The sequence below is a fragment of the Lentzea aerocolonigenes genome (genome assembly GCF_000955955.1).
Classification (GTDB): Bacteria; Actinomycetota; Actinomycetes; order Mycobacteriales; family Pseudonocardiaceae; genus Lentzea; species Lentzea aerocolonigenes_A.
On record NZ_JYJG01000247.1, the window covers coordinates 1 to 26,055 of the forward strand.

At 66.8% G+C, this 26,055-nt stretch carries 29 protein-coding genes and 1 pseudogene; 11 read left to right on the forward strand and 19 right to left on the reverse strand.

Annotated elements, in window-relative coordinates:
• Positions 1 to 68: 68 nt before the first annotated feature.
• Together UK23_RS29360 and UK23_RS29365 are read left to right on the forward strand one after the other, a co-directional pair.
• Positions 69 to 1,454, forward strand: coding sequence for a DUF2252 domain-containing protein (locus UK23_RS29360; RefSeq protein ID WP_052685167.1), 1,386 nt, complete (start codon positions 69 to 71; stop codon positions 1,452 to 1,454).
• 44 nt (positions 1,455 to 1,498) lie between these two features.
• Positions 1,499 to 1,903, forward strand: coding sequence for a GNAT family N-acetyltransferase (locus UK23_RS29365; protein WP_045314913.1), 405 nt, complete (start codon positions 1,499 to 1,501; stop codon positions 1,901 to 1,903).
• On the opposite strand, the gene UK23_RS50650 is transcribed toward UK23_RS29365, so the two are convergent.
• From UK23_RS50650 to UK23_RS29380, 5 genes and pseudogenes are all read right to left on the reverse strand, one after another.
• Positions 1,887 to 1,976 carry a DUF397 domain-containing protein gene (locus tag UK23_RS50650; protein WP_082115072.1) on the reverse strand — a complete coding sequence of 30 codons (90 nt, stop codon included), beginning with the start codon at positions 1,974 to 1,976 and terminating at the stop codon, positions 1,887 to 1,889. The two genes, UK23_RS29365 and UK23_RS50650, sit on opposite strands and share 17 nt — an antisense overlap.
• 59 nt (positions 1,977 to 2,035) lie before the next feature.
• Positions 2,036 to 2,188 (reverse strand): annotated as a pseudogene (locus tag UK23_RS55105) (hypothetical protein); the annotation flags it as partial.
• 82 nt (positions 2,189 to 2,270) lie between these two features.
• Positions 2,271 to 2,582, reverse strand: coding sequence for a hypothetical protein (locus UK23_RS29370; protein ID WP_156213459.1), 312 nt, complete (start codon positions 2,580 to 2,582; stop codon positions 2,271 to 2,273).
• Positions 2,583 to 2,682: 100 nt separating this feature from the next.
• The gene (locus UK23_RS29375; protein WP_045314915.1) at positions 2,683 to 4,278 is read right to left on the reverse strand and encodes an ABC-F family ATP-binding cassette domain-containing protein; all 1,596 of its coding nucleotides are present in this window, start codon (positions 4,276 to 4,278) and stop codon (positions 2,683 to 2,685) included.
• Between the two features lie 48 nt (positions 4,279 to 4,326).
• Positions 4,327 to 4,572: a DUF3040 domain-containing protein gene (locus UK23_RS29380; RefSeq protein WP_196777941.1), complete on the reverse strand. Its 246-nt coding sequence runs from the start codon at positions 4,570 to 4,572 to the stop codon at positions 4,327 to 4,329.
• A gap of 111 nt (positions 4,573 to 4,683) precedes the next feature.
• Here UK23_RS29380 and UK23_RS29385 point away from each other — a divergent pair, with 111 nt between their 5' ends.
• The gene (locus UK23_RS29385) at positions 4,684 to 5,835 is read left to right on the forward strand and encodes a M48 family metalloprotease (protein ID WP_052685168.1); all 1,152 of its coding nucleotides are present in this window, start codon (positions 4,684 to 4,686) and stop codon (positions 5,833 to 5,835) included.
• Here UK23_RS29385 and zapE read toward each other — a convergent pair.
• Positions 5,824 to 6,813: a cell division protein ZapE gene (gene zapE, locus UK23_RS29390; protein ID WP_045314917.1), complete on the reverse strand. Its 990-nt coding sequence runs from the start codon at positions 6,811 to 6,813 to the stop codon at positions 5,824 to 5,826. The genes UK23_RS29385 and zapE overlap by 12 nt on opposite strands.
• A gap of 66 nt (positions 6,814 to 6,879) precedes the next feature.
• Here zapE and UK23_RS29395 point away from each other — a divergent pair, with 66 nt between their 5' ends.
• From UK23_RS29395 to UK23_RS29405, 3 genes are all read left to right on the forward strand, one after another.
• On the forward strand, positions 6,880 to 7,524 hold the full coding sequence (locus tag UK23_RS29395) for a dihydrofolate reductase family protein (protein ID WP_231114730.1): 645 nt from the start codon (positions 6,880 to 6,882) through the stop codon (positions 7,522 to 7,524).
• 17 nt (positions 7,525 to 7,541) lie between these two features.
• The gene (locus UK23_RS29400) at positions 7,542 to 8,606 is read left to right on the forward strand and encodes an ATP-dependent DNA ligase (protein WP_045314949.1); all 1,065 of its coding nucleotides are present in this window, start codon (positions 7,542 to 7,544) and stop codon (positions 8,604 to 8,606) included.
• A 100-nt stretch (positions 8,607 to 8,706) separates the two neighbouring features.
• On the forward strand, positions 8,707 to 9,501 hold the full coding sequence (locus tag UK23_RS29405) for a DUF1963 domain-containing protein (protein ID WP_052685169.1): 795 nt from the start codon (positions 8,707 to 8,709) through the stop codon (positions 9,499 to 9,501).
• Here UK23_RS29405 and UK23_RS29410 read toward each other — a convergent pair.
• Entirely contained in the window at positions 9,498 to 11,000 is a 1,503-nt protein-coding gene (locus tag UK23_RS29410; RefSeq protein ID WP_231114731.1) for an alpha/beta hydrolase, read from the reverse strand. The genes UK23_RS29405 and UK23_RS29410 overlap by 4 nt on opposite strands.
• Positions 11,001 to 11,158: 158 nt before the next feature.
• Here UK23_RS29410 and UK23_RS29415 point away from each other — a divergent pair, with 158 nt between their 5' ends.
• Positions 11,159 to 12,028, forward strand: coding sequence for an EamA family transporter (locus UK23_RS29415; protein ID WP_231114732.1), 870 nt, complete (start codon positions 11,159 to 11,161; stop codon positions 12,026 to 12,028).
• A gap of 786 nt (positions 12,029 to 12,814) precedes the next feature.
• On the opposite strand, the gene UK23_RS29425 is transcribed toward UK23_RS29415, so the two are convergent.
• The 7 genes from UK23_RS29425 to UK23_RS29455 all read right to left on the reverse strand — a co-directional run bounded on the left by UK23_RS29425 (position 12,815) and on the right by UK23_RS29455 (position 19,291).
• Positions 12,815 to 13,498 (reverse strand): DUF6319 family protein, encoded by a 684-nt coding sequence (locus UK23_RS29425; protein ID WP_045314951.1) that lies wholly within the window; start codon positions 13,496 to 13,498, stop codon positions 12,815 to 12,817.
• A 92-nt stretch (positions 13,499 to 13,590) separates the two neighbouring features.
• Positions 13,591 to 14,505, reverse strand: coding sequence for a DUF1996 domain-containing protein (locus UK23_RS29430; protein ID WP_045314922.1), 915 nt, complete (start codon positions 14,503 to 14,505; stop codon positions 13,591 to 13,593).
• A 90-nt stretch (positions 14,506 to 14,595) separates the two neighbouring features.
• A complete protein-coding gene (locus UK23_RS29435) occupies positions 14,596 to 14,805 on the reverse strand; it encodes a hypothetical protein (protein WP_045314923.1) in 210 nt (69 codons plus the stop codon).
• Positions 14,806 to 15,055: 250 nt separating this feature from the next.
• Complete coding sequence (locus UK23_RS49045) at positions 15,056 to 15,298, reverse strand: phosphotransferase (RefSeq protein WP_052685170.1); 243 nt, start codon at positions 15,296 to 15,298, stop codon at positions 15,056 to 15,058.
• 102 nt (positions 15,299 to 15,400) lie between these two features.
• Positions 15,401 to 17,944 (reverse strand): NACHT domain-containing protein, encoded by a 2,544-nt coding sequence (locus UK23_RS29445; RefSeq protein WP_052685171.1) that lies wholly within the window; start codon positions 17,942 to 17,944, stop codon positions 15,401 to 15,403.
• A gap of 279 nt (positions 17,945 to 18,223) precedes the next feature.
• Positions 18,224 to 18,427, reverse strand: a complete 204-nt coding sequence (locus UK23_RS29450) for a DUF397 domain-containing protein (protein ID WP_045314924.1) — start codon at positions 18,425 to 18,427, stop codon at positions 18,224 to 18,226.
• Between the two features lie 24 nt (positions 18,428 to 18,451).
• Entirely contained in the window at positions 18,452 to 19,291 is an 840-nt protein-coding gene (locus UK23_RS29455; RefSeq protein WP_269112316.1) for a helix-turn-helix domain-containing protein, read from the reverse strand.
• A 256-nt stretch (positions 19,292 to 19,547) separates the two neighbouring features.
• On the opposite strand from UK23_RS29455, the gene UK23_RS29460 reads away from it, so the two are divergent.
• The 4 genes from UK23_RS29460 (at position 19,548) to UK23_RS29480 (ending at position 21,347) form a co-directional block, all read left to right on the forward strand.
• A complete protein-coding gene (locus tag UK23_RS29460; RefSeq protein WP_045314926.1) occupies positions 19,548 to 19,868 on the forward strand; it encodes a hypothetical protein in 321 nt (106 codons plus the stop codon).
• A 58-nt stretch (positions 19,869 to 19,926) separates the two neighbouring features.
• Complete coding sequence (locus tag UK23_RS29465; protein WP_045314927.1) at positions 19,927 to 20,217, forward strand: hypothetical protein; 291 nt, start codon at positions 19,927 to 19,929, stop codon at positions 20,215 to 20,217.
• A gap of 246 nt (positions 20,218 to 20,463) precedes the next feature.
• A complete protein-coding gene (locus UK23_RS29475; protein ID WP_156213460.1) occupies positions 20,464 to 20,766 on the forward strand; it encodes a hypothetical protein in 303 nt (100 codons plus the stop codon).
• A gap of 170 nt (positions 20,767 to 20,936) precedes the next feature.
• Positions 20,937 to 21,347: a hypothetical protein gene (locus UK23_RS29480; protein ID WP_045314930.1), complete on the forward strand. Its 411-nt coding sequence runs from the start codon at positions 20,937 to 20,939 to the stop codon at positions 21,345 to 21,347.
• Positions 21,348 to 21,397: 50 nt separating this feature from the next.
• Here the strand turns inward: UK23_RS29480 and UK23_RS29485 are convergent, their stop codons facing one another.
• From UK23_RS29485 to UK23_RS29505, 5 genes are read right to left on the reverse strand one after another with little or no spacing between them, the layout of a single operon-like run.
• Positions 21,398 to 21,742, reverse strand: a complete 345-nt coding sequence (locus UK23_RS29485) for a hypothetical protein (protein ID WP_045314931.1) — start codon at positions 21,740 to 21,742, stop codon at positions 21,398 to 21,400.
• Positions 21,742 to 22,179: a hypothetical protein gene (locus tag UK23_RS29490; protein ID WP_045314932.1), complete on the reverse strand. Its 438-nt coding sequence runs from the start codon at positions 22,177 to 22,179 to the stop codon at positions 21,742 to 21,744. The genes UK23_RS29485 and UK23_RS29490 overlap by 1 nt, the downstream gene beginning before the upstream one ends.
• A gap of 17 nt (positions 22,180 to 22,196) precedes the next feature.
• Positions 22,197 to 22,664, reverse strand: a complete 468-nt coding sequence (locus UK23_RS49050) for a hypothetical protein (RefSeq protein WP_052685172.1) — start codon at positions 22,662 to 22,664, stop codon at positions 22,197 to 22,199.
• A gap of 9 nt (positions 22,665 to 22,673) precedes the next feature.
• On the reverse strand, positions 22,674 to 25,436 hold the full coding sequence (locus tag UK23_RS29500) for a hypothetical protein (RefSeq protein ID WP_045314933.1): 2,763 nt from the start codon (positions 25,434 to 25,436) through the stop codon (positions 22,674 to 22,676).
• Positions 25,436 to 26,035, reverse strand: coding sequence for a hypothetical protein (locus tag UK23_RS29505; RefSeq protein ID WP_045314934.1), 600 nt, complete (start codon positions 26,033 to 26,035; stop codon positions 25,436 to 25,438). Before UK23_RS29505 ends, UK23_RS29500 begins: the two co-directional genes overlap by 1 nt.
• Between the last annotated feature and the right edge of the window lie 20 nt (positions 26,036 to 26,055).

Sequence of the window (26,055 nt, forward strand, 5' to 3'; positions counted from 1 at the left end):
GAACCTTGCTCCACCTGAGGTGGATGAAGGTTCCCTTCATCGTTTGCCGCTGGGGCATGATTACTCGTATGGGTGAACGGGTTCGGGCTGAGGCCGCTGCGGCGTTGGGCACGTGGACCGAGCCGGAGGAGGTCTACGAGGCCGGGCGCGAGCTGCGGTCCTCTGTGGACTTCAAAGCGCATCGCGCGGTGTCGTTGGCTGCTGGCAGGCCTTCCGTGCTGGAGTTCATGAACGCCAGCAACGAGGGACGCCTGGAGCACCTGATCCCGTTGCGCGTGGGCAGGATGCTCGCCAACCCGTTCGCGTTCTTCCGCGGTGCCGCCGGACTGCAGGCGGGCGACCTCGCCACCGGATGCGCCACCGGGCTTCACGCTCAGTTGTGCGGTGATGCACACGCAGCGAACTTCGGCCTCTACGGCACGCCCGAGGGCCAGATCGTCATGGACATCAACGACTTCGACGAGACGCTGCCCGGCCCGTGGGAGTGGGACCTCAAGCGCCTCGTCGCCTCTCTGGTGCTGGCGGGTCGTGTCGGCGGCGTCTCGGACAAGGGCTGCCGCGAAGCCGCCGAGGACGCCGTGCGCGCCTACCGCGGCGCGATCCGGCACCTCGCCGAGCAGCCGTTCATGGACTCGTGGACCGCGCTGGGCGACGAGTCGGTGCTGTCGAAGGTGAAGGCCGACGACCTGATCAACGACTTCTCCAAGGCCGCCGAGAAGTCCCGCAAGAACACCAGCGCCCGGTTCGCGGCGAAGTGGACCGCACACGACGGCGAGCGGTGGCGCTTCGTCACGAACCCGCCCACCTTCACCGATGTGTCCGCTGAGACTGAGCGTGCCGTGATCGCCGCGCTGCCCTCCTATGTGGACACTCTGCGCGAGTCGCGGCGCAACCTGATCATGCGCTACGGCGTGTCGGACGTGGCGTTCCGCGTCGTGGGCACCGGCAGCGTCGGCCTGCGCAACTACCTCATCTTGTTGCACGGCAACGGAACCGAAGCCTTGGTGTTGCAGGCCAAGGAAGCTCGTTCCTCTGCGTTGCAGCCGTTCCTGGACGTCGAACCCGCCAAGCACGAGGGCAAGCGGATCGTGCACGGCGCGCGACTCGTGCAGGCGGAGACCGACATCCTGCTGGGCTGGACGACGATCGAGGGCCGTCCGTTCATCGTTCGCCAGTTCCGCAACCGCAAGGGCGAGATCGACGCCACGACGTTGAAGCGCGACGACCTCGACGACTACGGCCGCTTCGCAGGCGCTCTGCTGGCCCGCGCGCACACGCGTTCACTCGACCCGCGACTGCTCGCCGGATACTTCCAGAACGGCGGCGGCGAGGACCTGGACGAGGCGTTCGCCAAGTACGCGTTCGACTACGCCGACCAGACCGAGGCCGACCACGCCTCGTTGGTCGACCTGGTCAAGAACGGCAAGCTGCCCGCGGTCGTCGAGGACCGCTGACGCGCCTTCAAGCCTCCACCGGAAAGTTCACCTAGCCTGGCGGTATGAAGATCCGCCGCGCCGCCACCCCCGACGACGTGTTCGCCGCCGCGCACCTGTTCGACGCGCCGCCGCTGCCGGACGCGACGTCGCGGTTCCTGGCGCAGGATCACAGCCACCTGCTGATCGCCTACCTGGGCGACCAGCCGGCCGGGTTCGTGTCCGGAGTGGAGACGACGCACCCGGACAAGGGCACCGAGATGTTCCTGTACGAGCTGGGCGTGGACGACGCGTTCCTGCGCCGCGGCATCGGCACGGCTTTGGTCGAGGCCTTGAAAGCCCTTGCCGCGGAACGGGGTTGCTACGCGATGTGGACCGGCACCGCCGCGGACGACGCGGCGGCCCAGGCCACCTACAAGAAGGCGGGCGGGTCGATCGACGACGGCGCCTTCGTCAGCTGGGAGCTTTGACCTGCCCGACCAGCGCCTGCCAGGCCTGGGCGGAGAAGGCCACGACCACACCCGCGTTCTTGGAGTCCCGCACGAGTGCCGCTGGATGCGCAGCTCGACGGCCTTCTTGATGATCTCCGGTGTCTCGATGCCCGTCTCGACCATCAACTCACGCGCATAGGCTTCCGTCTGCGGAAGCCCGGTGATCGTCAGGACGTCACAGGTGACGATCTTCTTGGCCGCGGCCGTGCTCGATGTTCGTGACTTTGCTTGGATGCCGGCTGTACGCGGTGGAGGCGAACGCAGTCATGACCTTCGACGCAATTGCTGGGAGTAACTCCAAGCCTGCTCGTTCGGGCGGAAACGCTGAAGCACGGACGAAGTCCTGCTAGTTGCTGTCGCAGCGCCAGTACTGGTACCAGTCCACGGTTCCGTCGTGCTTGTTGTTGACCAGCCCGACAGGCGTCACCCCGCGAGCCCGGAACCCGTACTTCGCGACGCACTCCCGGTCAGCGGCAGATCGCGTCTCGTTCTGCGCGGCGGCATCCGAAGGCCGCGCGCTGCCGTGGTAGCGGAGCTGGATCGGGTACGCGTACCAGTCGGCCTGCGCCGGCACCGTCCCCAGAACGACCCCCGCGCCCAGGGCGAGGGCGAGCGCACCGCCCGTCATTCGCACGGTCCTGCCGGATTTCTTGCGCACAACTACCTCCAGTGAGCACATTCCGATTGTGTGATCACATTCGTCGGTGTGCTCTGCCTTTGGCAACGTCTGCGGAAGAATCTCCGGATTTGTCGGGACGCTACGTCCACACCGGTTCGTCCACTTCGGACACCTTGCCGTCCGCGCGGAAGTGCAGGAACCGGTCGAACGACTTGGCGAACCACCTGTCGTGCGTGACCGCGACGACCGTGCCCTCGAAGTCGTTCAGCGCGTTCTGCAACGCTTCCGCCGACGCGAGGTCGAGGTTGTCCGTCGGCTCGTCGAGCAACAGCAGCGTCGCCCCGGACAGTTCCAGCAGCAGGATCTGGAACCGTGCCTGCTGCCCGCCCGACAGGTTCTCGAACCGCTGATCACCAGCCTTGTCGAGCCCGTACCGGCTCAACACCGACATCGCGGCGCCGCGGTCCTTGCCCGACCGTTGGCCCTCGCCGTGCCAGAGGATGTCCACGAGACTGCGGCCGAGCCACTCCGGGTGCTGGTGCGTCTGCGCGAACAGTCCGGGCACAACGCGCGCGCCGAGCTTCCACGCGCCGTTGGTGCGCACGGTGTCTCCGCCCAGCAACCGCAGGAAGTGGCTCTTGCCGGAGCCGTTGGAGCCGAGCACCGCGACCCGGTCACCGAAGAAGATCTCCTGCGAGAACGGCTTCATCAACCCGGTCAGCTCCAGCTCTTCGCACGTGATCGCACGAACGCCTGTACGGCCGCCCTTGAGCCGTGGGTTGACCGTCTCGTCCTGAGGAATCTCCGGCGGTGGGCCTGCCTCCTCGAAGCGTTCGAGGCGCCCACACATGACGCGGTACTTGGGCGCCATCGACTCGTAGTACTTCGCCTGCTGCTGCAGCGTTCGCACGAGTTCTTTCAACCGCTCGTGCTCTTCGTTCCAACGGCGGTGGTCTTCTCGCAGCTTCTCGATGCGCTTGTGCCGCGCGGCGTGCCACGTTCCGAACGAGCCGGCATGCGTCCACGCGGAGTGCGCTTCGACCGTGACGACGTGCGTGGCGGCGTTGGCGAGCAGTTCGCGGTCGTGAGAAACCACGAAGACGGCCTTGTCGGTGGCCCGGAGACGATCTTCCAGCCAGCGTTTGCCTGGGACGTCGAGGTAGTTGTCTGGCTCGTCGAGCAGCAGCACCTGCTCGTGGCCGCGCAACAACGTTTCCAGGACCAGGCGTTTCTGTTCGCCGCCTGACAGCGTGCGCACCTCGCGGAACCGTGCGCGGTCATAGGGCAGACCGAGTGCGGCGACGGTGACGGTGTCCCAGAGGACCTCGATGTCGTAGCCACCCGCCTCGCCGTAGGTGGTCAACGCGTTGGCGTAGCGCATCTGGGCGGCTTCGTCGTCGGTGTCCATCAACGCGAGTTCGGCCTCGTCGAGCTCGAAAGCGGCGTCACGCAACGCTTGAGGTGCGACGGAAAGCAGCAGATCGCGGACGAGCGACTCATCCCGCACCGAGCCGATGAACTGCGGCATCACCGCGAGGCCGCCCTGCACGTGCACGCTGCCCTGTTTGGGCGTGAGCTCGCCGGACAGGATGCGCTGCAGCGTCGTCTTGCCCACGCCGTTGGCACCGACCAGCGCGACAACGGTGCCGCCGCTCACCTTGAACGACACGTCGCGGAACAGCTCCCTGCCATCAGGCAAGGCGTACGCGAGCCCGTTCGCTTCCAGATAACCCACGCCGGAGATGGTCGGGCCTGCCCGGTTCCCGGCGCCAGCGAGTTTCCGCTACCGGAGGCGCAGCGGGTACTTGCGCAGCACCAGTGCGACGGCCGTGACCAGCAGACACTGGAACGCGGGGCCGAACGCGCCGATCACCGTCAGCAGGACCGTGAGGCCACCGAAGACGAGCAGCAAGGCGTAGAACAACCACGGCCGCACCCGGCGGTTCATCGTGCGAGCCAGTCTTGGCTCCTCGGCTAGCAACCGCTGCTCGATCTCCTCGAGCGAGCGGCGTTCGGCTTCACTCAGCATCGGTGCCTCCGGAAGGCGTCGGGACGTCATGGTTCCCGCTCGTCACCCAGTGGATACTCGAACGCCGCCTTAGTCAAACTCCAGGGCCGTCAATCAGTCATACTCCCGCGCATGCCTGGGGGATTTTCCAAGAAGCTCGCGCTCAGACTCGACGCCGCGCAGTACGCCGCGTACGAGGGCACGCCGCCCACTCGCCCGCACTGGACAGCCGCCCGCGGCGCGCTGGTCGCGATCTCCGCGGTGCTGGTGGTGCTGGTCGCGGGACTCGCCGTGCTGGGCGGGTGGCTCGTGGCGCGGGACTTCCCGTCGTTCTCGATCCTGGCCGGCGTCCCGGTGCTGATGGTCGCGTGGGTGCTGCGGCCCCGGCTGTGGGGCGCGGGCGAGGTGTGGCACGAGCTGCGCCGCGACGACGCACCCACCTACTTCGCGCTGCTCGACCGCGTCGCGGCGGCCGCGGGTGCTCCGTTGCCCCACCGCGTGGCAATCGACGCCAGCTTCAACGCCTCGGCCGGGACGCACGGGTGGCTCCGGCGCCGCACCCTGACGATCGGACTGCCGCTGTTCGGCGTGCTCTCACCCCAGCAGCGGGTGGCGGTGCTGGGCCACGAGTTCGGGCACTACGTGAACGGCGACCCCGCGAGTGGCGTGCTCACCGAACCGGCGGTGCGGACGCCGTTGATCCTGGCCGAGCTCGTGCGCCCGTCCGACACGTTCGTCACCGACAACCTCTGGAGCCAGCTCGCGGAACGGGCGCTGTGGCCGCTCCAGTGGCTGCTCGAACGCCTCTTCGTGCTGATCGGAGCCGGCGTCGCGGCCGTCGCGGCGCGGGACCACCAGCGCGCGGAGTACTGCGCCGACGCCCTCGCCGTCCGGCTGGCCGGCACGGCGGCCACCGAGGCGTTGATGATCGACTTCGCGGCCGGCGAGCAGCTGATGGGCGCGATCGCGGCCGCCGAGCGTGGCACGCAGTCGAACCCGGAGACGGCGCGCCGCAACCACCCCGGAGCCGCCCGGTGGCAGGCGGCCGCCGAGGCGTGGCGGGCATCGTTGAACGTGGGCGACGTGCTGGAGAAGTCGGTCACCGAGGATGCCTCGTTGTGGCACGACCACCCGCCGTCGGGCCTGCGAGCCCGGATCATCCGGTCGTGGCCGTACACGGATCCGTCGGTCGTCCTCAGTGAAGCCGACTCGGCGAAGATCGACGCCGAGCTGCACCGGTTCTACGCACGTGCGGGCCGGGACATCGCCTGGTCAGCGGCTTAGCGCGACCAGTCTCGACACCGCCCGCAGGTACTTCTTGCGGTAGCCGCCCTTGAGCATCTCCTCGGTGAACAGCTCCGAGAGCGGCTGCCCCGACACCGCGACCGGGATGTCGCGGTCGTAGAGCCGGTCGCCGAACGCGACGAGCCGCAGCCCGACGTTCTGGTCGGGCGCCGGCTTGACGTCCTTGAGGTGCACGGCGGTGACCCCGTCCAGCAGCCTCCCGTACTTGGAGGGGTGGATGCGGGCGAGCGCTTTGCACAGGTCGTCGAAGTCGTCGATGGTCGAGCCCTGCGTGTTAGAGGCTCTAACGATCAATTCATCGTCTTGCATCGGTGAGGGGGCGTCCGGCAGGCCGCGGTGGCGGTAGTCGGGCCCGTCGACGCGCACGACGTCGAACTTCGACGACATCGACTGGATCTCGCGCAGGAAGTCGGCGGCGGCGAACCGGCCCTCGCCGAGCTTGTCGGGCAGCGTGTTCGAAGTGGCGGCGATGAACACGCCGTGCGCGGTCAGCTCCTTGATCAGGCGCGTGACGAGCATGGTGTCGCCGGGGTCGTCGAGCTCGAACTCGTCGATCGCGAGGAGCTTGTGCGCGCTGAGCCGCTTCACGGCCTCGGGGAACGTCAGCATGCCGACGAGGTTGGTCAGCTCGACGAACGTCCCGTACGCCTTGGGGCCGGGGACGGCATGCCAGAGGCTTGCCAGCAGGTGCGTCTTGCCGACGCCGAAGCCGCCGTCGAGGTACAGCCCGAGCTTGCCCTCTTCTTCGGGCTTGCCGAACAGCGACCACTTCTTGCGCTTGGTCAGGCTCACGCGGGCGGCGAAGAGGCGCCCCTGTTCGACCGCGGCGGCCTGGCTGGGCTCGTCCGGGTTGGGGATGTAGCTGTCGAAGCTGACCTTGTCGAACCTCGGCGGCGGTACCAGGTTCTCGATCAGTTCGTCGGCCCCGATCTGGGGATCCCGGTCGGACAAGCGCATGCCGGCAGCCTATCGGCGTGATGGGATGGGAACGTGGAGATGTTGTGGCCCTCACCGGCTGTTGAGATGACCGACACAGCCCTCGAGTCCCTGTACGGCTATCCGGCGGACCGGACGTGGGTGATCGCGAACTTCGTGTCCAGCGTGGACGGTGCCGTGTCGGTCGACGGACGCTCCGCGGGCCTCGGTTCACCCGCCGACAAGCAGATCTTCACGCTCGGCCGCGCGCTGGCCGACGTCGTGATGGTCGGCGCCGGCACCGTGCTGATCGAGGGCTACCGACCGTCGGCCGAGCTGCCGATCGCCGTCGTGACCGCCCGCGGCACGCTGACGGCGGATCTGCCGTTGTTCAGCGACCCCGCGGTGCGCCCGATCGTGATCACCTGCGCGTCCGCTCAACTGCCCGACCTGCCCGCCGACGTGATCGTGGCCGGGGAGACCGAGGTCGACCTTCACGTGGCGGTCGCCGAACTGGCCTCGCGAGGCCTGCACAAGATCAACCTCGAAGGCGGCCCGCGGCTGTTCGGGTCGATGATCGCCGCCGGTTTGGTCGACGCCGTGAACCTGACCATGTCGCCACTGCTCGCGGTCGGCGACTCGTCTCGCATCGCCCACGGCACCGTGATCCCGCCCGTGGATCTGGAACTGGCATCCGTGCTGCGGGCGGATGACGTCCTCTTGCTGCGGTATCAGCGGCGAAATTCCAGTTGAAGAGGCAGGATGTGCGCGTGGACCTACCGCTGACGCCACCTCTGCAGCCCATGCTCGCGACCGCGGTCGACGGTATACCGGACACCGCCGACCTGGTGTTCGAGCCGAAGTGGGACGGTTTCCGCTGCGTGGTGTTCCGCTCCGGCGACGAGGTCTTGCTGCAGTCCCGCAGTGGCAAGCCGCTCAACCGCTACTTCCCCGAAGTCGTCGCCTCGATGCTCGAAGTACTGCCTGACAAGGTGGTCGTCGACGGCGAACTGGTGGTGGCGAAGAACGACGAGCTCGACTTCGACGCGCTGTCCGAGCGCATCCACCCGGCAGCTTCGCGCGTGACGATGCTGTCCGAGTCGACGCCGGCCACGTTCGTCGCGTTCGACCTGCTGGCCCTGGGCTCCGACGTCCTGCTGGAACAGCCGACCACCGCTCGCCGGGCCGCGCTGCTCGAGCTGCCCGGCCTGAACATCACCCCGGCCACGACGTCTGTGGAAACCGCCCGCCAGTGGTTCACCCTCTTCGAAGGCGCGGGCCTGGACGGCGTGATGGGCAAGCCGTCCGACGGCCCGTACACCCCGGGCAAGCGCTCGATGATCAAGGTCAAGCACGCCCGCACCGCCGACGTCGTGCTCGCGGGCCTGCGCTGGCACAAGGACACCGAGCCCGGCACCGCGGTCGGCTCACTGCTGCTCGGCGTCTACGACTCGAACGACCTGCTGCACCACATCGGCGTCTGCGGCTCCTTCAAGGCAGCCGAACGCCGCTCCCTCGCCACCGAGCTCGCCCCGTTGATCACCGAGTCCGGCGACCACCCGTGGGCGAATCCTCAGCCGGGCCAACGGATCCCGGGCGAGATCAACAGGTGGCGCGGCAAGCAGGCCGAGTACGTGGCGCTGCGCCCCGAACGCGTCCTGGAGATCCACTACACCCAGACCGAGGGCGAACAACCCGTCCGGCTGCGGCACAACGGCCAGTTCGCGCGGTGGCGTCCGGACCGCGAACCGCTGTCGTGCCGCTACGACCAGCTGGAGATCCCTGCCCGCTACGACGTCGCCTCAGTCCTGAAAGGCGAGCTGCGCGCCCGCTGACGACCCAGGATCGGCGTTCTTGTCAGACCCCTTGAGTACGTTGATGCGAGGGGATCCCAGCCAGAGGAGACCCTCGCGAAAGCATGGGGGGGACTGACTTTTGGGCACCAGACCGACCGATGGCGGCCGGGAGATTCCGGGCATCGACGAGTGGGCGCGCCCCGTCGTCGAGCTGAATCCGGCACCCGGCGAGCCGACCGCCGCCGACAGCCACATCGGCGGCCCGTTGTTGTGGCCGGCCGACGAGCCGTGGCCGCACTGCGACGGCTCGACGCACGAGGGCTCCACCGACAGCCCGTCGGCACACGCCGTAGGTGTGCGCGTGCCGTTCGTGAGTGCCTTGCAGCTGTACCGGCGCGACTTCCCCGAGCTGCCGTTCCCCGCGGACACCGATGTCCTGCAAGTCTTCCTGTGCACGCTGCGGCACGAGCGCAACTGGGGCCCGGACGTCCACGTCGTGTGGCGGGACACGGCCCGTGTCACCACAACGATCGCCGAGGAGCCGCGGCCGGAGCTGCAGGAACCGGACCTCGCGCCGGCGCCCAGGCTGCTGAAGCCGGTTCGCGATGTCGAGTACCCGATGCTCGAAGAGCTCCCGAAGGCCTTGATCGACTCCCTGGAAGCGGCGCAGGAGGACTACGACGAGTTCTTCGACACCTGGCCGGACGTCGCCACGGGCTCGAAGATCGGCGGCTGGACCGCGTGGTGGCAGACGGGCCCCGGACCCGGCCCGGAGTGCCCGGAGTGCGGGGACCCCAGGCGTCAGACGCTCGCCCTGGCCACGCACGAGCCGTCAGGCGACGACGTCGGCTGGGAGTTCGGCCGGGAAGGCGTTCTGAACGTGTTCATGTGCCCGCGAGACGTCAACCACCCGTTCGAGGTGCACATCGACTAGGGCGGGCAGACGGTGCCGTTCGACGGCACCTTCGCGTCGACCAGGTAGTCGCGCGCCGCGGTCGTTGCACAGCCGGAGAGCGTCAACGCCCCGTGCCCACTCCCCTGCCACCCGATCAACGCCGACCCGGGCAGCCGCTGCGCCGTGTGCTCGGTGCCCGGCGCGGGCGTGGAGACGTCGTTGGCGGTGCTGAGCACGACGATCGGCGGCGCGCTCTTCAGGGCGTCGACCTTCTCGGCCTTGGGCGGCGGGAACGGGTTGCACTGCAGCAACTGGCGGGCGAACAGGGCGCCGAACAGCTTGTACTTGCCCTGCCAGTCGGCGGCCAGCGCCTTCACGCGGTCCGGCGGGATGCGGGTCGAGGTGTCGTTGCAGCCGATCACCAGGCCCGCGTCGAGGCGGGGCGGGTTCTCGTCGAGGTCGTTCACGAGCGGGTCGAGCAGGGGGAACAGGCCGCTGCCGTCGCCGGTGCGCGCCTTCACGATCGCGTCGGCCAGCTGCGGCCAGCGCGAGCGGTCGGCGAGGCCGGAGAGGATCGCGTTCAGCGCCGAGCCGGGCGTGAGGTCGACGTACTCGCCGCGCACGCGTCCGTTGCGCAGCTGGGTGAGCAGTGCCTGGACGTCCTCGCGCGGGTTCGCCAGGGCGCAGCCTCGGGTCTTGCAGTCGGTGGCGAACGCGTCGAGCGTCGCCTCGGCCGCCACGGCACGGGACTCCAGGACGCCGACCTCGTCGAGCGTCGGGTCCGGAGCGCCGTCGAGCACCATGCGGCCGATGCGGGTCGGGAAGCGCTGGGCGTAGGTGGTGAGGACGCGCGAGCCCTCGCCGAGGCCGACGGCGTTGAGGCGGTCGGTGCCCAGGTAGTCGCGGAGGCGTTCGAGGTCGGAGGCCGCGCGCCACGAGTCGAACGCGGTCAGCCTGCCTTCGAGGTCGAGCACGCATTCCTGCGCCGCTTCACCGGCGGCGACGACGAGGTTCGACTGCTCCGGCTCCGCGGGGTCGTACTCGACGAGCTGCGCGCGCGTTGCCGGCGGTACGCACGACATGCCGTCCGAACGGCCCGTGCCGCGCCGGTCCATGCCGATGATCGTGTACGTGCTGAGGATGTCCTTCGGCAACGACGCAGCGAGCCGCGCGGCCTTCAACGTGCCGGGCTCGCCGCCGGGATCGTTGACCACGACCAGCGCGCTCTTGCCCGTGCCGACGCGCATCAACGCGATGCCGAGGGTGCCGCGGCCGGGACGTCCCGGCGGGTCGAGCACGACGGTCATGCGCGAGCACTCGTAGGTCTGGTCGCCCTTGGGAGCGTCGGCGCCCAGACGGTCCTTCATCTGCTCGTTGCACGACGACCAGCCCAGCGAGTCCTGCTTGTACTCACCGAGCGGCGGAACGGGCTGCGGCCCCGCGAGCGTGCTCTGGTCGACCGGCTGGTTCCCCTCGCCCTTGACCGCGATCACCGGCCGGCTGGAGTATCCCGCGCTGCACGCCGTCAGCACGCTCACTGCCAGTAGGGCCAAGGCAGCGCGACGCACAGATGTCCTCCGTTATCTCTATTGGACGAGGTTGAGCCTCGCACGCTGCAGGTGAGAAAACGGTGAGTCAGATCGGTGTGTGGAATTTCGCGTGCTCGCGCCGCGGGCCGTGAGTGAGGATGGGAGTCATGGCTCACGCGGATCGGCTCCCCGTCGCCCGGCTGATGGGCGGCATCCCGCCGACCGCGCTGGTGCTGCTCGGCATCGTGAGCGTCCAGGTCGGCGCGGCCGTCGCGAAGCAGCTCTTCACGGTCGCGGGCGCGGCGGGCACCGTGACGCTGCGCCTGGTCGTCGCCGCCCTGGTGCTGGTCGTGATCTGGCGCCCGTCGTTGCGCCTCGACCGGCGCACGCTGCTGGTCGTCGTCACGTACGGCGTGGTGCTCGCGGGGATGAACCTCTGCTTCTACGCCGCGCTCGCCCGCATCCCGCTGGGCGCCGCGGTGACCATCGAGTTCCTCGGCCCGCTGGCGGTGTCCGTGTTCGGGTCACGGCGGTGGCTCGACGGGCTGTGGGTGTTGCTCGCGGGTACCGGTGTCGTGCTGCTGACCCGAGTACAGGGCGGGCTGGCGTTGTCCGGTGTGCTGTTCGCACTGGCGGCGGGTGCTTTGTGGGCCGCGTACATCCTGGTGACGGCCAAGCTCGGCAGTCAGACGTCCGACGGCAAGGGCCTCGCTTTGGCGATGGTGGTGGGCGCGGTGATCGCGCTGCCGTTCGGTGTGTCGTCGGCCGGTACCGCGATGCTCGACCCCGTGGTGCTCGCCGCCGGGTTCGCGGTGGCGTTGATGTCGTCGGTGATTCCGTACTCGCTGGAGCTGGAAGCGTTGCGGCGCATGCCTCCGCGCGTGTTCGGGATCCTGATGTCGATGGAACCGGCGGTGGCCGCGCTGGCCGGGTTGTTGCTGCTCGGCGAGGAACTCAAGCCCGCACAATGGGTTGCGGTGTGCTGCGTCGTGATCGCCTCGGTGGGTGCTACCCGGTCAGCCCGGCCGGACGTCTGAGGGCTCTCCGACCACCTGCGGCCGGGAAGCCTGTCGTACCACCACGGATCCGGGCGTTCGGTGAGGACGTCGATGTTGTTCCAGAAGGGGTTCCAGAGGAACGGATTCGGCAAGGTGCGCCGCTCGAACTCGATGTCGAGGCGCCGCACCACCCGTCCGAGCTCGGCCCTCGCGCGCACAGGTAGCCGTTCCAGCACTTGCTCGAGCACGTCGCGTGCGTGCACCACGCTGTCGTGGAGCACGCAGTGGCAGCAACTGCACTCGGCCGGCATCGGGTAGAGCGGGCCGCGTCTGGCCACGAACTCCCGGTACTTCGTGAGCGCGCGATGAGTGGATCCGACGAAGACGCAGTAGTCGCCGAATGCCTGCTCCACGCGGAGGATCGCCAGCGACGTGGCGGAGGAGAGCCCGCTGATGGGCTCCGGAAGGTGTTGGGACCACACGGATTTCAGGTGTGCGCCGCGCAGGGCGCCCGGCCGGTTACGCGGCATCGGCCTTTCGGGTCGTCATGATCGCAGACTACGCGACGTGGGGAGCCTCCCGCGGCCAGAACGCGGAAAGCTCCCCAGGCGAATCTTCGTGTCAGCAGCTCGAACAGCAGCCGCAGCCGGGACCCGTGCACCCGGAACAGCACCCACACGTACCCATCAGGGCCTCCCCGTACTCCAAGCCGGACCTGCGCGGGACCTCCGCGCATCCCACGGTCCGCCCCGGCACCAGCCCTGGGAAGCCCTCTCACCCGAACGCGTGCGGACAACCACCGGGGCGTCGCAGCGCGTGATATCGCTACGCGCCCAGGTCGTCCAACGCCTTCTGCGCTGCCTCCAGTTCGGCGCGCAACTGCTCCACGCGGGCGAGCTGCTGAGCACGCGCCGCGTTCAGCACGCCCTCGACGATCTCGGCCACCTCGGGCGTCAGCAGCTTCGCGGCCTGGGACACGGCGGCCGGTGAGACCGGGGTCGGGCGGATCGCCTTGCGGGCGCCCTGCATCACCTCGACGGTCCACTCGCCCTCGCCTGCGGACACGAGCGTGACCGTGACCTCGGGTGTGGAGCCCTTCGAGGCGGGCTTGCGCGCGGGCTTCGCGGGAGCGGGCGGAGCTTCCACCACGGGAGCGGGTTTCGGCTTGGGGGCCGCGGGTTTCACCGGCGCCTCCGGAACGTAGGGATGGAGGATCTCAGTCTCTCGCGGCGGCTCCGGCGGCGCAGGGGCCGGGGCCTTCTTGCGCGGCGGCGGTTTCTCCAGCGTCAGCTCGGCAGGGCCGAACGACATCTCGTCCTTCGACCCGGTCGGGCGAACCTGGATGAAATCGCCCTCCTCGGGTTCGGTGAAGGCGAGGAGCTTCGCCGACCTCCCCGCCTCCATGCCCACCGCGGCCGCCGTGAACCACACCAGCGGCTGGGTGCCTCCGTCCAGCTGCGAGCGCAGGCTGTCGACGTCCTCCGCCGACAGCCCGCTCTTCTTCGCCATCGCGCTGCCTCCCGCCCGTTCGAACACCTGTGCCCCAGCATGCCCTACACCCCTGACAATTCTGAGCACCGGGTCCGAAAGCAAGATCAGCTCTACGGGTTTCCGTCCGTCCCGCAGATGTAGCCGGCGTTGATGCAGTTGGCCACGCGCCGTTGGAGTTCCGCGGGATCCCACGCGTTCATGAAGTCCCCGTGGAACGTGTAACCGGGCGCGCTGGTCACGTTCACACCATTGAGTGTTCCTCCCAACGACAACCCGGTCCCGTTCACCGGATAGGTGATCAGGAACTCGAGCCGCGGCACCACCACCGGGTGCGACGCGGGACAGACCAGCCCGACCGCGAACGCCATGTGGTCACGGTGGTTCGCCGAGTCGAGGTCCCGACCGTTCCAGCAGGTCGGGAAGTCCAGATATGTCTCGACTTTCGTGCCCGGCGGGCAGTTCAGGAAGTCGCGGCTCGACGGCGACTGCGTGGTGCACGACCACCGCGCCGCCGGGTTCTGGTCCGGTGACGCGGCCTTCGAGTTGCCCACCACGTACCGCAGGCCCTGCGGGTACGCGACGGCCTTCTGCCGGTCGTGAATGCCCTGGTAGTAGATCGTGACGCTGTCGGGCGCGACCGCCTGCCCGTTCTTGTACAGCGTCGGCACCCAGTAGGCCGACCTGTCCGCCACCGGGTTGCAGTTGGTGGTCCCTGCCCTGAGCGACGTCAGCGTCGACTGCGCGTTCGTCGTCCGGTTGCCGAAGAACTCGTGCATGTGTGAGACGCCGGGCTGGTTCTGGAACACGATCGGGTCATCTTGCCTGCGATGACTGGACCCGCAGTTCGCCCGGAATTCCGACCCCGGAACCGCCTGCTGCTCGACCATGGCCCGCGCCTGCTCAGCGCTGTAGACGTAGCTGTGCCCCGCATGGGACACACCCGGTTGGGCCAGGACGAGCCCTGCTGCCACGAGCGACACCGCCACCGCCGCGACGCCGATCGCTCCTCGAATCCGCACGTGCATGGAATCTCCTCTCGCACCACAGTGTGTGAGAGCGCTCTCATGACAAGTACGGTAAACCCGATTGCCTATGCGTGTCCACGTGAGGGTTGCTCAGGCCTCTTCGGCTTCTTCGCCACGCAGCCGGTACTCGCACCCGTACTCGACCGCGTACTCCAGGTCGTAGATGTGGACGATCTTGGGCCCGCCGTGCAGGTGCACATACGTCACGGTCTGCTTCGGATCCTCCGGCGTGGACGGCAGCGAGTCGACCCGGCCGTCGAGGGGTCCGCCGACGTACCGCACGACATAGGGCTGGGACATGGGCGACCTCCTCTCACGTTCCTGCCATTCTACGAGGTCGGCAGCTGGATTCGTGCCCGATACAGCCGGTTGGCTCACTGCGCGAACCAGTTCAGGGCCAGTTCTCCGAGCGTGTCGGCTTGCGGCATGCGTTTCACGAACACGACACATTGCTGTACACGTGCAACAACGTGTAAGCCATCACCGCTCTCGGATCCGGCGCGCCCATACGCGTTCGTCATCGCCTTCCACAACCTCGGGTCACCCTTCGTCACGAAGATGCCCGCCGCGACGAACTCGTACTCCCACGCATCGCCGGCTCGAAGTCGAACAGTCCGGACAGCTTCCCGTCCTGCCGCAACAGGTGCACGCTCATGACCTCGGTGTGCAGCAACACCGCCTTCTCGTTCTCGAGGTCCACGCCGTCGAGGATCTCGGGGATCTGCTCCAGCCAGCGCTCGCCGAACCCGAGCTTCCGTTGCTGCTCAACGCATTTGGCGCGCTGCTCAGCCACGAACTTCGCCCAGTCGCCCGGCCCCGTACAGCCGCGACATCAGCACGTACGCCCACTCGTCGAGCGTCCCCAGGTCGTGCAGCAGTTCCCCGTCAGGCTCCATCACCGTGTGAAGTCCACGAACGGCGTGGTGCCGTTCGTCCATCCCCTCAGACAGCGGTGCAGAGGCTGAAACGCGTCGCTGTCCGGGCAGATGGCCAGCAGGTGCTCACCGAGCCCGCGACGGGAGACGGTGAGCACGTCCCATTTCCGGCCGGGAATCCGGCACTGCACCCCGGCTTCGAACGCCGCCGCGGCGATGACCGAGGAGAGGCAGGTGAACCACTCGATCGGCATCGGCGTCACCAGGTTCGCCACTAGTTTCGGCACCACGGAAACCGGGATCGGAAGCAGTTCGGCCAGCCCGGCGATGATGTAGGGCCCGAGCGCGACCATCGCGAGCCGGTTGCCCGTGCCGCACGCGCGCATGAGCGGCCCCGGTACGTACTCGGCGCCGTCGCCGGGAAGCCGCGCGTAGACGAGAGTGCTCCCGTGATGCCGCCAGACGAACAGTTCCGGCGTCACCATGCCGTACCGGACGCGGCCGAGCGTGACCTCGTACTCGATCTCGGGTCCCGGCGCCACCATGCCCGCGCCGAACCGGATGTCGGCGAACTCGTCGCGGCCAGCCTCGGTGCGGGTGATCACAGCCTCGGCCACCGCGAGCGCGCGGTCCTTCTTCGTCCTGCGGAGATTGCGCAGCGCCGTTAACAAGCCCGATGAACCCGTTTCCCCCAGCAACTTGAAGGCGTGTTCCAGCAACGCGTCGACAGTGGCGTGGTGCGCACTGTTGTGCTCGAGGAAACCCAGGCAGAAGGTTATGACCGCGAGCTCGGCATCCTGGTCGAGCCTGTTGCGCGCCGCGTCCAGGAAGAGCCGCAGGCAGGTGTCTCCCCCGTCGGCCCTGTTCATGTCGTAGATCTGCATGGCGACCCTCGGGACGACATGGCTCTTGCCCGACGTGATCATCGGCAGCAGACAGGACAGCAGTTCATCCGCGGTCTCGCGGGTACGCAGTACGTGGCAGGCCGTGTAGTACTCCATGAACGTCCGGTGCGTGAAACCGAACAACCGCTCACCGTCGGGAGCCGTGCCAACCTGGGTCAGCACCCACGCCCGTTGGGCGCAGTACTCGAGAAAGTCCTGCGCCTGCTGGTGATATGTCCGCGAGACCTCTTCCTCTCGCGCCTCCAGGTGAGTGACCACGAGGCGCTCCAGCGTCTTCTCGGACGCCACTTCCTGACCGTCGAGGTTGAAGAAGAAGTAGCCCGCCAACTCCTGCACGAGGACCTTCGCGAGCTTGACGGACGACTTGATCAGTGACGGCACGTGGGACACGGCGTCCCACCGCACAAGCATCAGCTCAGCGCACTCCCGGTAGACGTCCGCGCTGTTCTCCGGGATGTAGCCCTCGCTCTGGTAGAGCATGCACAGCAGCGAAAGCATCAGCGGGTTCGACCGGAGGTCCCTGACGTGCCCGCTGTCGTGCAGGAAGGCCACTGCCCGCGAATCGGAGCTGCTCGCGTGGTGTGGCACCAGATGGAACCAGGTGCGCACGTAGTGCTCGACCTGCGCCGGGTCGAAGTCGGGCAGCCGATAGGCGGGAAACGCCTCGCCGTCGAGCCTCGCGACCGGATAGCTCTCCTCACGGCACGTGACCACGATGCGCGCCAACGGGAAACGCGCCGCGAACGCCTCGATGGCGGTCACAGTCGCCCGGCGTGCGTTGACATCACCGACCTCGTCGAGCCCGTCGAACACGACGAGCCCGGCACCGGAGTCGAACAGGTCGGAGATCTCCTGCTCGGGCACGTCCCGCTGGGCCAGGGGCCGGAGCTCGCGCGCGATGGTCGTGGTGAACTTCTCCCGCACCAACTGATGTCGCTTGAGCTGCAGGACCATCGGCACGACCCGGTCGCCCTCGGCGGCGACCCGGTACACGAGACGGCGGATGAACGTGCTTTTGCCCGCACCCGGATTGCCCACCACCACGAACCTGCGCGCACTCAGCGCAGTCTCGTGGACGTGCTCGCCCCGCGGCAGGTACGTCGGCTGAACCTTGCGCGGCACATAGATCTGCTCCATGACGAACCGGTAATCGGCCTTGGAGTGCGGCATGATCATGCGCTCGTACGCGGCAGCCATCGCCTGACGGATCACCTTGCCCGTGTCGAACGCCGCACGGCAACGCGCCTCGTCGATCGCCAGGGCGAGACGTTCCTGCACGGGTCGTTCCGGCCCGGTCGCCCTGATTATGATCTTGTCGCTGCCGGGGACGCCCTTCTCGTACTCGTACACCGCGTCCTCAGCCAAGATCCACAGCGCGGACGCGAGGTCGTACCAATCCTGCGTGTCGACCCCGACGGCCCGCAGGAGCTCCCTGGCGAACGCTTCGCTCAGCTGCGTCCGGTCCAGGCGGCGAGGGTTGTCGTGCTGTGACGAGTGCTCCACGTTGCACAGCAGCTCGATCAGGCTGGTACAGGCGCTGCCGCTCAGGTAGTCCCCCACGAGCCGGCGTTCGTCGGCAGAGATCACCTGACCGAGCTGGGAGACACCTTCCCGCATCGCCGCCCGCACCTGGTCACTGACGGCAGAGATCCCCTCCATGCCGAAAAGATCGGCACCAAACGGACGAGTGTTACTCCTGTTTGCGGGCGCGCGACGGCTGCACCCGCATCGGCTCGCCCGGCATCTTCGGGGTGCCTAGGACAGGTCCATTGTGCCCACCAGGCAAAACGCTGACCTGCGACAACCATTGTACGGCGGGTTGTCGGGCGAGTTCGAAGTCGTTCCCCAAGTTCTTTTCGACTCGGCGTGTTGTTCGGAATGTCGGCATGAAACGACCCCCTGGCTCCTGTGCTCCAGGGGGTCGTTTCATGGCCGTGATCAACCGTCGAGTCGATCGTCCTTCGCCGCGTCGAGGAACAGCCCCCAGGCACCGTTGCTGAAGCTCAGCACGGCACCCCCGACGTTCTTGCTGTCGCGGGTGAAGGTCCTGTCGCCGACCAAGGCCAGCTCGACGCATTGACCTCCGTTGCCACCAGAGCGACTGGCCTTGCGCCAGGTCGCTGTACTCAGGTCCGGGATCATGGCCCGCACCTCCTCGTCTTGCCGTCACAGTTGCCTGGCAACAGTATCGAGCAACTTGACCGAGGCCGACGGCGACAAAGCGCTGGTCATCAATGCTTCCCACGTGAGCTCGTAGGACTCGATGCGGCCTGCCTCGGAGACGAAGAGCCCGTCGGTCACGTTCTCGGTGTAGGCGACGACCTTGCCGTCCGGTGGCGTGAAGAGGGTGAACGGGAAGCCGGTCGCGGCATGCGCACCGGCTGAGAAGGGCACCACCTGAACGATCACAGGGCCAGGCTCGGTGCGCCTCTTGTCGTTGGCGCGCTTGCGTTTGGTCAACTCAGCGAGGTGGTGGAGCTGCTCGCGCATCGCGTCCGGACCGCCGACCGTGCGCCAGAGCGCGCCCTCGCTGAGCACGAGGTGGAGCTGCGGTGGATGGGCGCTGTCGAGCCGCTCGTCGAGAAGCTCCTGTCGCGCCAGGCGGGCCTGCACGAGCCGTGGCACGTCGCCAGGACGATGAAGCGGGCTGGCCTGGATCACCGTCCGCGCGTAGTTCTCGGTCTGCGCCAGGCCGTGCACGAGTTCCGGGTCGTACGCCCGGATGAGCATCGCGCTCTCCTCGGTGCCGAAGTACTTACGCAGGGCGTCCGGCACGGCGCTACCCCACGGTGTCGGAGGACGACGGCGCTTCGCCTCCTTGCCGAGGTGCTTGAGCTCCTCGCGTTCCTTGCCACGCACCTTGAGCAGGTCGAGGAACTTGTCCAGGTCGGACGGATTGACGCCGACTCCGCCGCGCAGGATCCGGGCCACCTTCGACTCGGAGCAGTCGAGCACCCCGGCGACGTCGAGCTTGCTGACGCCAGCGCTGGTCATCAGCTGCCCCAGGCGCTTGCCGAGGTTCTTCTTGTAGTCGGATGGGCCCTACGTCATCGGTGTATCTCCTCCTGATCGCGAACAGTCTGCCCGATCCCTGGCGGATCGCAGTTCGCCCGATCGGGCGCCTGTGCAACCTGCACGTGCAGGTTTATGGTCGACTTGCTCGGATGCCTGCTTGGTCAGGTGTCGCGGAGCACCCGTCCTGGGCCAATTCGTCACAGTTGCGGCCCAGGGCGGGCCATACCCGCACCGGAGGTAGTTCGTCATGAACGCAGGTCAGCTCGCTGTGCTCACCGTCATCGGAGGTGGGGCAGCCATCGCGGTCGTCGCGGCCGTGTTGACCTGGTTGCAGGGCAGATTGCGCAGGCGCCGTGAGGTGCAGCGTTACGCGCAGATCGCCCAGCAGATGGCTCAGGACGCTTGGGTCTGGAAGCAGAACCTGACCAGCGAGAAGAAGCTCAAGCCCGTCGTTCCGGTTCGTGATCGCCCCCTGACCGGGCCGGATCGGCGCGTGGTGTGGCCGTCGACTTCCCCGGCGTCCGGCGGCCACATCACCACGTCTCCCCGTCACGCGAGGGCCTCGTGAGGCGCCTGCTCAACCGCCTCGACGACTGGATCGAGCGCACGTTCTTCGGACGTCGGTCATGACCATGCCGCCTGTGCCGGGCCACATCTGGTGGCACTCGGCCCTCGACGCGCAGAACCACCTCTACCCGGTGCGCGACGAGGACGACGAGCCCGAGGACGGCATCTACGAGGCCGCCTGCGAGAAGCTCGTCGTCAAGGACAAGCTGGTCCGCGAGGAGTACGGCCCCTACTGCCACGACTGCCTGCTCAAGCTGGGCCGGCATCAGGCCGCGCGACTCGAAGACCACCTCAACAACTACGTCTCGACCTACGACGACTCGAAGTCCGCACAGGATCCCGCGTCGTGAACCGCCACCTCTGGCTCCGGGCCCACCACTCGGTGATCTGGCACGCCTACCGGGCCGACGAGGTTGAGACCGCGGACTCCCACTCGCTCAAGGCCGCGTGTGGCCATGAGGTCCGCCGTGTCGACCTTGCCGCTGGCCCGCCGCCACCAGCAGTCGAGTTTGTCTGCGTCGTCGACATCGAGCTGCTGAACGCCGAGCGGCTCCCCAAGCCGCTTCCCGATCGTCCCCGCACCGGAGGAGACCACGATGACCAAGCGCACTAGGCACAGATTCTTGGACGGCCCCTACGCCATCTTCGCGTGGCTCGGCGTCGCCCTGCTGTGGCTCGCGTTCATCTTCTCGTTCTTCGCGATGACGAGCCGGGGCTGGGGTTCGGCGTTCTACGTGTGGCTGCCGATGATGCTGGGCGGCGCGTGGGGCATCTGGTTCACGTTCGCGAAGCACGAGGAACGGCACCCCGGTGTGACGAAGCGGGGTGCGATGCACATCGCCGTCGCCCTCTTCACCGCCTACGTCGTGCACAAGGTCTGGAACCGCAACCGCCATTGAACTGCTTCGTAAGCGCCCACCAAGATCCATAAGCGTCAATACTTGCTCATACCCCTATGAGCGCCTATGGTCGTGCCGTGGCAACGACACAGGGGAGCGAAACCCCTTACACGATGTTCGTCCCCCAAGGACACGACAAGGTCCGACTGGTTGGCCCAGGAGGGGTCGAGGTGATCGTGCAGTTCCCCGCAGCGTCAACCGGGGCTGCCGACGCACCGCTTTTCACCTCCGAGGTGCAGGCCCGGATCGACCGGTGGCGTCAGTACGACCCCGCCTCGCCTGCTCCCGTGTTCGCGGAGCGGCTCGTGAGCGAGTTCGGCTACGAAGTGCAACAGCCGCCGAAGTCGGGAGCCGAGCTGCGGTTCGTCTTCGCCAAGCCGGGCAAGGGGGCGGCGACACTCTGGATGAACACCACAGGCATCCACAGCATCGCGGCGCCGCAGGCCGAGTTCGCGGCTAGGTTGCAAGGCGCGCAGAAGAAGGAAGACAACCGTGTCGTCTTTCTTTTTGACAGCGATGGCTTCGACTTCGACCTCGTCGCGACCCGCTTTGCCGAGTGGGCTGCGAAGGAAATCTACTGATGTAGCAACAAGAACAAGCCCCGGTCCACATGGGTCGGGGCTCGTTGCTGTCAGGAGGCCTTGCTGGTGAGGAACAGCGGCGGCGGGTTGGGCACGGTGCCACCGAGCTCCCGCACGGTGCTGACGACGATGAGGTCCCACTCGTGGTGGACCTGGAGGATCTCGCGCTGGCGATCCTGCTCGTCTTCCATGCGGTCGACCTTGTCGGCGAGCTTGTCCAGGCGCTCGTTCAGCTTGACCGCGTAGTCCACGGAGCTCGCGGTGAGCACCTGTGCGGCGTCGGCTTCGAGCTTGCGCTTCTCGGACTTGAACCTCAGCGCTGCCAACGTTCCACCGATCACTCCCCCGCCACCCAGCGAGGCGCCCACGACACCAACCCAGTCCGGAAGCGCCATTAGCTCGTCCTTTCATCAGGGGCTCTGGCGACGAGCTCGGCCGCCACGCCTGAGAGTTGCTTCGCGCGGCGGATCTTCCAGATCCGGCAGATCGACGCGATGGCCAGCGCGAACAGGAACGCCGCGAACCCGAGAGCCCGGCTGCCGTTGACGCCGAGAGACCAGAGGCCGTACCAGGCCCCGATGCCGGCCAGCGGCCACAAGCCGATGCGCTCGATCAGCACCCCGGAGACGTTGCCCATGATCATGCCAGCCAGGGCCGCGAAGGCCGAGAGGGCGAACCCCGCGATGAAGACTCTGCCCCAGGGATCCGGGAACACCCTCAGGGTGCTTGTCGCGAACCTGTTGAAGTCCACGAGGGCCGCGAGTCCGTAGAGGACGACCGCGGCGAGCACGGTGATCTGGAACGGCTCCCGTCCTGACGGGATGAGCTTCATGCGTTCCCTCGCGTAACTCAGAAGATGTAGGACTCGTAGCTGATCTGGGCGACCAGGTAGTCACCGTTCGCCCACGTCTGGGGAACGGTGGAGCGGAAGGTGTCGCCACCGCCGTTGTCGGTCATCGTCATCGCGGTGCCGCCGCTCTTCACATGGCAGACACCGACCCGGTTGGCGGTGCCGCTGTCGAACACGTAGACCAGCCCCACCCACAGCGAGTTGGCGCCCAGCCCTGGCACCGTGGCCGCAGCCTCAGGAAGGGCGAAGGACCAGAAGCCTGATCCGAACGTCGTCGTGGAGCCGGGCAGCATAGAGACCCTGACCATGACGGTGATGCCGATCTTCGTCCACGCACCGGTGAGAGTGCCGTTACCGATCGAGGGGTTGCTCGAATCTCCGGTCCATGTCGGGGTGTACGTGGTCCACGCCGCACCCACGGCGGCGTTGAGCGTCGAAGCGGTCAGTTTCTCGCCCGCGTAAAACATGTCGTCCTCCTACAATCCCAGGTAGCTCGGGCGAGCCAGGCGGACTGGCCGGAACAGGTCGTGAGCCTTGACGACGCCGTTCGTGCTTCTGACGACGGTGAATGTCTGAGGTGAAGAGGCACCGCTCACAGCGGTCACAATCATTTTCTCTCCCCCGGCCTTCACGTCGTAGGGCTGGTCGGCACCGCTCCAGAGCACATCAGGGTTAACGTCCACCTGGATGCTGGTTTGTGTCGAATCAATGGGCGCGTTGAGCGTAGTGGCGTTATCCGCGTCGAAGCTGTCATCAAGGTAAGAGGCGTCCAGCTCAAAGACTCGATATGTGGATGCAGGTATGCACACCAATTCTAGCGTGTGATTGAACCGCGTAAGATGGCGGTTGATTCCAACCACAATCTGATCGGCATCTTCGTAGATCCATGCGGCACTCAAGTCAGCGAGGGTGACCTGGTCCCCAATGTCGAGATCGAGCAGCCTGGCGTACAACTCAGCGTTATCTTCGAAGATCTGCGTTCGGTGAAGTTCGATCACGACCTTCGGGTAACGCGGATCTTCGACCAGCCCCTGATGAACTCGCCAAGCCCCCTGGTCAATCAGCTGTGCGTCTGAATATAGATTCAGATCGACCCGGAGAGGCGAGCGGTTGAAGGGCCCCCCAGAGGTGGGGTTGATGAGCAGCTCACCCTCATCACCAGAAGCAACGGTTGCCTCACCGCCCAGCCAGTTCTTGACCAAGACGGAGTCATGTAGGTCCTTGGTGTCGCTCACCGGCTTCCAGGGAGGACTGAGCTCTCCATTGGCCAGGCTGAGCGTCGCCCAAGAAGTCTGCGTGTAGAGGGACTTTCGCGTCCGGTAGGACATGCTTTCCGCTGAACGGTGCTCATACAAGATGCCGCCGTCGGCTTCGGCGCATTCATCCAAGATCTTCAACAGATCTTCGGTCGGCTGTGGTCCCATCGGTTCGGTATCGGAAAGGTCACCGATCCACGCGAACGGGAAAGGGAAGTAGTTCAGCGTTGCGCATGCTCGGGACATCCGGTCACCGGCCGTTTCTCCCCTGAAACCGAACGCGGCATCCCAAGCCTCATAGGCAGAAGTCGAGAAAGATCCGTTGTAAACGGCGACGTGGCCGATAGACATAGGGTTCGACGGACCGGCCGCGTTCGAGAAGAGGATGAAGAAGATCGAGCCGAGTGTGCCTGCATACGCGCTGCCGGTCACGCTTTCACCGTCGATCAGCAAATCCCAGGCGATCGTTCCCGACCCAGCAGCCGCCAGCCGGATGTGGTGCACACCTCCATCGAAAGCACGCGGATAGGACACAACTGTTGAACCAGCATCATCGACAACCGTGATTTGCTTGGCGGAAACATCGAAGATGACATCAAAGGCACCGTTATCATGCAGAACCTGAAATGCAGTATCCTCCTTTGCGCCTTCCGAACGGGTGAAGTCAAACATCCATCCCGATGCCGCCGAGAAGCCCTGCATAGAAATGTCGCCCTGAGTGCTGAAGGTGTCCGGACCTTGCAGCTGAACTGAAGGCGCCAACCACGGGGCCAACACTCCCTGCCCGAATACACGCTCAGGGGAGATTGCGCTCGTGAGAGTAAGCGGTCGATCCCCGATGAGTGGCTGACCTGTCGTGGAAAGAGGACCGTCCTCAAGTGGCCAATAGTGCTGGACCTCCGCAACTCCCTGCCCATCGGTCGGGATAAATCGCCGAGGAGCGGAACGAATCAGACCAGAACCACGGTTGACAAACTCCCTGACACCCCTGGAGTCGATTTCGACTGTGTTGTCCTGCCCGGAGGCATCTCGACCCTGCGGCCATCCATAGATCTCGGTGTAGGCGAGCGGACAGCGAATCTCGATGTCGTCGTAGCTGAACACCAACGGCACGTTCGTGTTGCCAGTATCGACAACCGAACGGATGGCGAACCTGCCTGACGCCTTGCGGATGGTGCTGGTTGCGTAGCCACCCGAATCAACCGCTGTGATCATCCAGTCCAAAGGCTCGGCGCTGGTGGCGACCCATGCTTTCGCCCGAACCGTTTGACCCTCCACATGGGCCCGGAGCTTCAGCGCCTGAGACGAGGTGTGCGTGATGCCGGAGACGACAACAGGCGCACCGACGAGGCTCGTACCCGCCGAGTCCAGGATGTCCAGGGACAGGCTCTCGTCGGTGGCGATGAGCAGGCGCACCGCGTAGTACTCCGTCAAGCCCGGCGACAGCCGAAAGAACATGTCGGCGGCTACCACACCACCTGTGATGTTGCTGGCGCTGAGCGAAAACGTCATGGTGGCGTCGAAGTCGCGCTGGTCGAAGTCGGCCAGGTAGCTCAGACGCTCGCTGAGGGCGCTGCTGATCGCGTGGGTCGCCTTGCCCCCGGACTTGGCGTAGTCGCCCGCAGAGCCACCCGAGGTGGACCACGCGTAGGGCGTCCAGGCACCGTCAGCATCGGCATCCATGGAGCCCCAGCTGTTGGTGGCGTTGGTCGTAGCCGTGTCCTTCGCCAGCCGGAGTGACGTCTCCATGGAGTTGTTGCGGCTCAGGTACTCGTAGTAGGCCCCCATCGGGTTGAGTTCCGAGTAGTTGCCGCTGTTGTTGTTGAGGGTGAAGCCGCATCGTTGTGGAGGGGCTGAGGTGTCCTCGTCCTTGCGTCCACGTTGGATGGTCACACCCTGCGCGGCGCGGACGTCGCTGGAGATGTCCACCCAGTCGAAGTTGAGAAAGACGCGCGTCACGATGTCGTTCACGAGCCGGGCCATCAGCCAAGCACCTCCGGCTTACCTCCGCGCTTGCGCACGACGCCCTTCAGCGGGTCGACCAGGAGCGCCGCGAGCACCTTGCCGTCGACCTCCAGCACGATGGGCATTGGGCCACCACCCATGCCTCCGCCACCGCTACCGAACATCTGCTGCTCCAGGCGGCGTGTGGTTCCCGCGTTGATGACCGTGGATCCGTTGGGAAGGCGAACGTTCTCGGGACCCTGCTCGTTGATGATGGTGTCGCCGCCGCGGGCTCCACCGGTCGCGGCGTGCGCCGTGGAGCTGATGCCACCGGTCGCCAGACGACCAGCTGAGGCAAGACCACCGGACCCGAGCACCGACGTGTAGATCTGGACGGTGCGGCCGTTGTTCATGCGGATGAAGCCGTCGATCATCCCCTGCGCCGTGTTGACACCGAGCAGCTGCAACGAGGTCGCGATCTGTTGCGGGGTCAGCGCGTACTGCCGGTTGAGTGCGGCGATCTGCTGCTCGTTGAGGCCCGCCTGGCGCCACGTCTCGTTGAGACGGTCGCGCATGCGGTTGGTGTCGTTGATGAACTGCTCGCGGCTGCCCTGCCCGTTCGACACAGCCGAGGCCATCTCCGTGAACGCCTCCTGGA

Excerpts from the sequence above, each read along its gene's own strand:
- UK23_RS29435 (WP_045314923.1), bottom strand. The coding sequence starts at position 14,805 with ATGTCCCAGCCCTATGTCGTGCGGTACGTCGGCGGACCCCTCGACGGC.
- UK23_RS29425 (WP_045314951.1), bottom strand. The coding sequence starts at position 13,498 with ATGGCGAAGAAGAGCGGGCTGTCGGCGGAGGACGTCGACAGCCTGCGC.
- UK23_RS29465 (WP_045314927.1), top strand. The coding sequence starts at position 19,927 with ATGACCATGCCGCCTGTGCCGGGCCACATCTGGTGGCACTCGGCCCTC.
- UK23_RS29385 (WP_052685168.1), top strand. The coding sequence starts at position 4,684 with ATGCCTGGGGGATTTTCCAAGAAGCTCGCGCTCAGACTCGACGCCGCG.
- UK23_RS29450 (WP_045314924.1), bottom strand. The coding sequence starts at position 18,427 with ATGATCCCGGACCTGAGTACAGCGACCTGGCGCAAGGCCAGTCGCTCT.
- UK23_RS29430 (WP_045314922.1), bottom strand. The coding sequence starts at position 14,505 with ATGCACGTGCGGATTCGAGGAGCGATCGGCGTCGCGGCGGTGGCGGTG.
- UK23_RS29360 (WP_052685167.1), top strand. The coding sequence starts at position 69 with ATGGGTGAACGGGTTCGGGCTGAGGCCGCTGCGGCGTTGGGCACGTGG.
- UK23_RS29505 (WP_045314934.1), bottom strand. The coding sequence starts at position 26,035 with ATGGCCTCGGCTGTGTCGAACGGGCAGGGCAGCCGCGAGCAGTTCATC.
- UK23_RS29485 (WP_045314931.1), bottom strand. The coding sequence starts at position 21,742 with ATGGCGCTTCCGGACTGGGTTGGTGTCGTGGGCGCCTCGCTGGGTGGC.
- UK23_RS29500 (WP_045314933.1), bottom strand. The coding sequence starts at position 25,436 with ATGGCCCGGCTCGTGAACGACATCGTGACGCGCGTCTTTCTCAACTTC.
- UK23_RS29490 (WP_045314932.1), bottom strand. The coding sequence starts at position 22,179 with ATGAAGCTCATCCCGTCAGGACGGGAGCCGTTCCAGATCACCGTGCTC.
- UK23_RS29380 (WP_196777941.1), bottom strand. The coding sequence starts at position 4,572 with ATGCTGAGTGAAGCCGAACGCCGCTCGCTCGAGGAGATCGAGCAGCGG.
- UK23_RS29445 (WP_052685171.1), bottom strand. The coding sequence starts at position 17,944 with ATGGAGGGGATCTCTGCCGTCAGTGACCAGGTGCGGGCGGCGATGCGG.
- UK23_RS29365 (WP_045314913.1), top strand. The coding sequence starts at position 1,499 with ATGAAGATCCGCCGCGCCGCCACCCCCGACGACGTGTTCGCCGCCGCG.
- UK23_RS49050 (WP_052685172.1), bottom strand. The coding sequence starts at position 22,664 with ATGTTTTACGCGGGCGAGAAACTGACCGCTTCGACGCTCAACGCCGCC.
- UK23_RS29415 (WP_231114732.1), top strand. The coding sequence starts at position 11,159 with ATGGCTCACGCGGATCGGCTCCCCGTCGCCCGGCTGATGGGCGGCATC.
- UK23_RS29395 (WP_231114730.1), top strand. The coding sequence starts at position 6,880 with ATGACCGACACAGCCCTCGAGTCCCTGTACGGCTATCCGGCGGACCGG.
- UK23_RS29460 (WP_045314926.1), top strand. The coding sequence starts at position 19,548 with ATGAACGCAGGTCAGCTCGCTGTGCTCACCGTCATCGGAGGTGGGGCA.
- UK23_RS29475 (WP_156213460.1), top strand. The coding sequence starts at position 20,464 with ATGACCAAGCGCACTAGGCACAGATTCTTGGACGGCCCCTACGCCATC.
- zapE (WP_045314917.1), bottom strand. The coding sequence starts at position 6,813 with ATGCGCTTGTCCGACCGGGATCCCCAGATCGGGGCCGACGAACTGATC.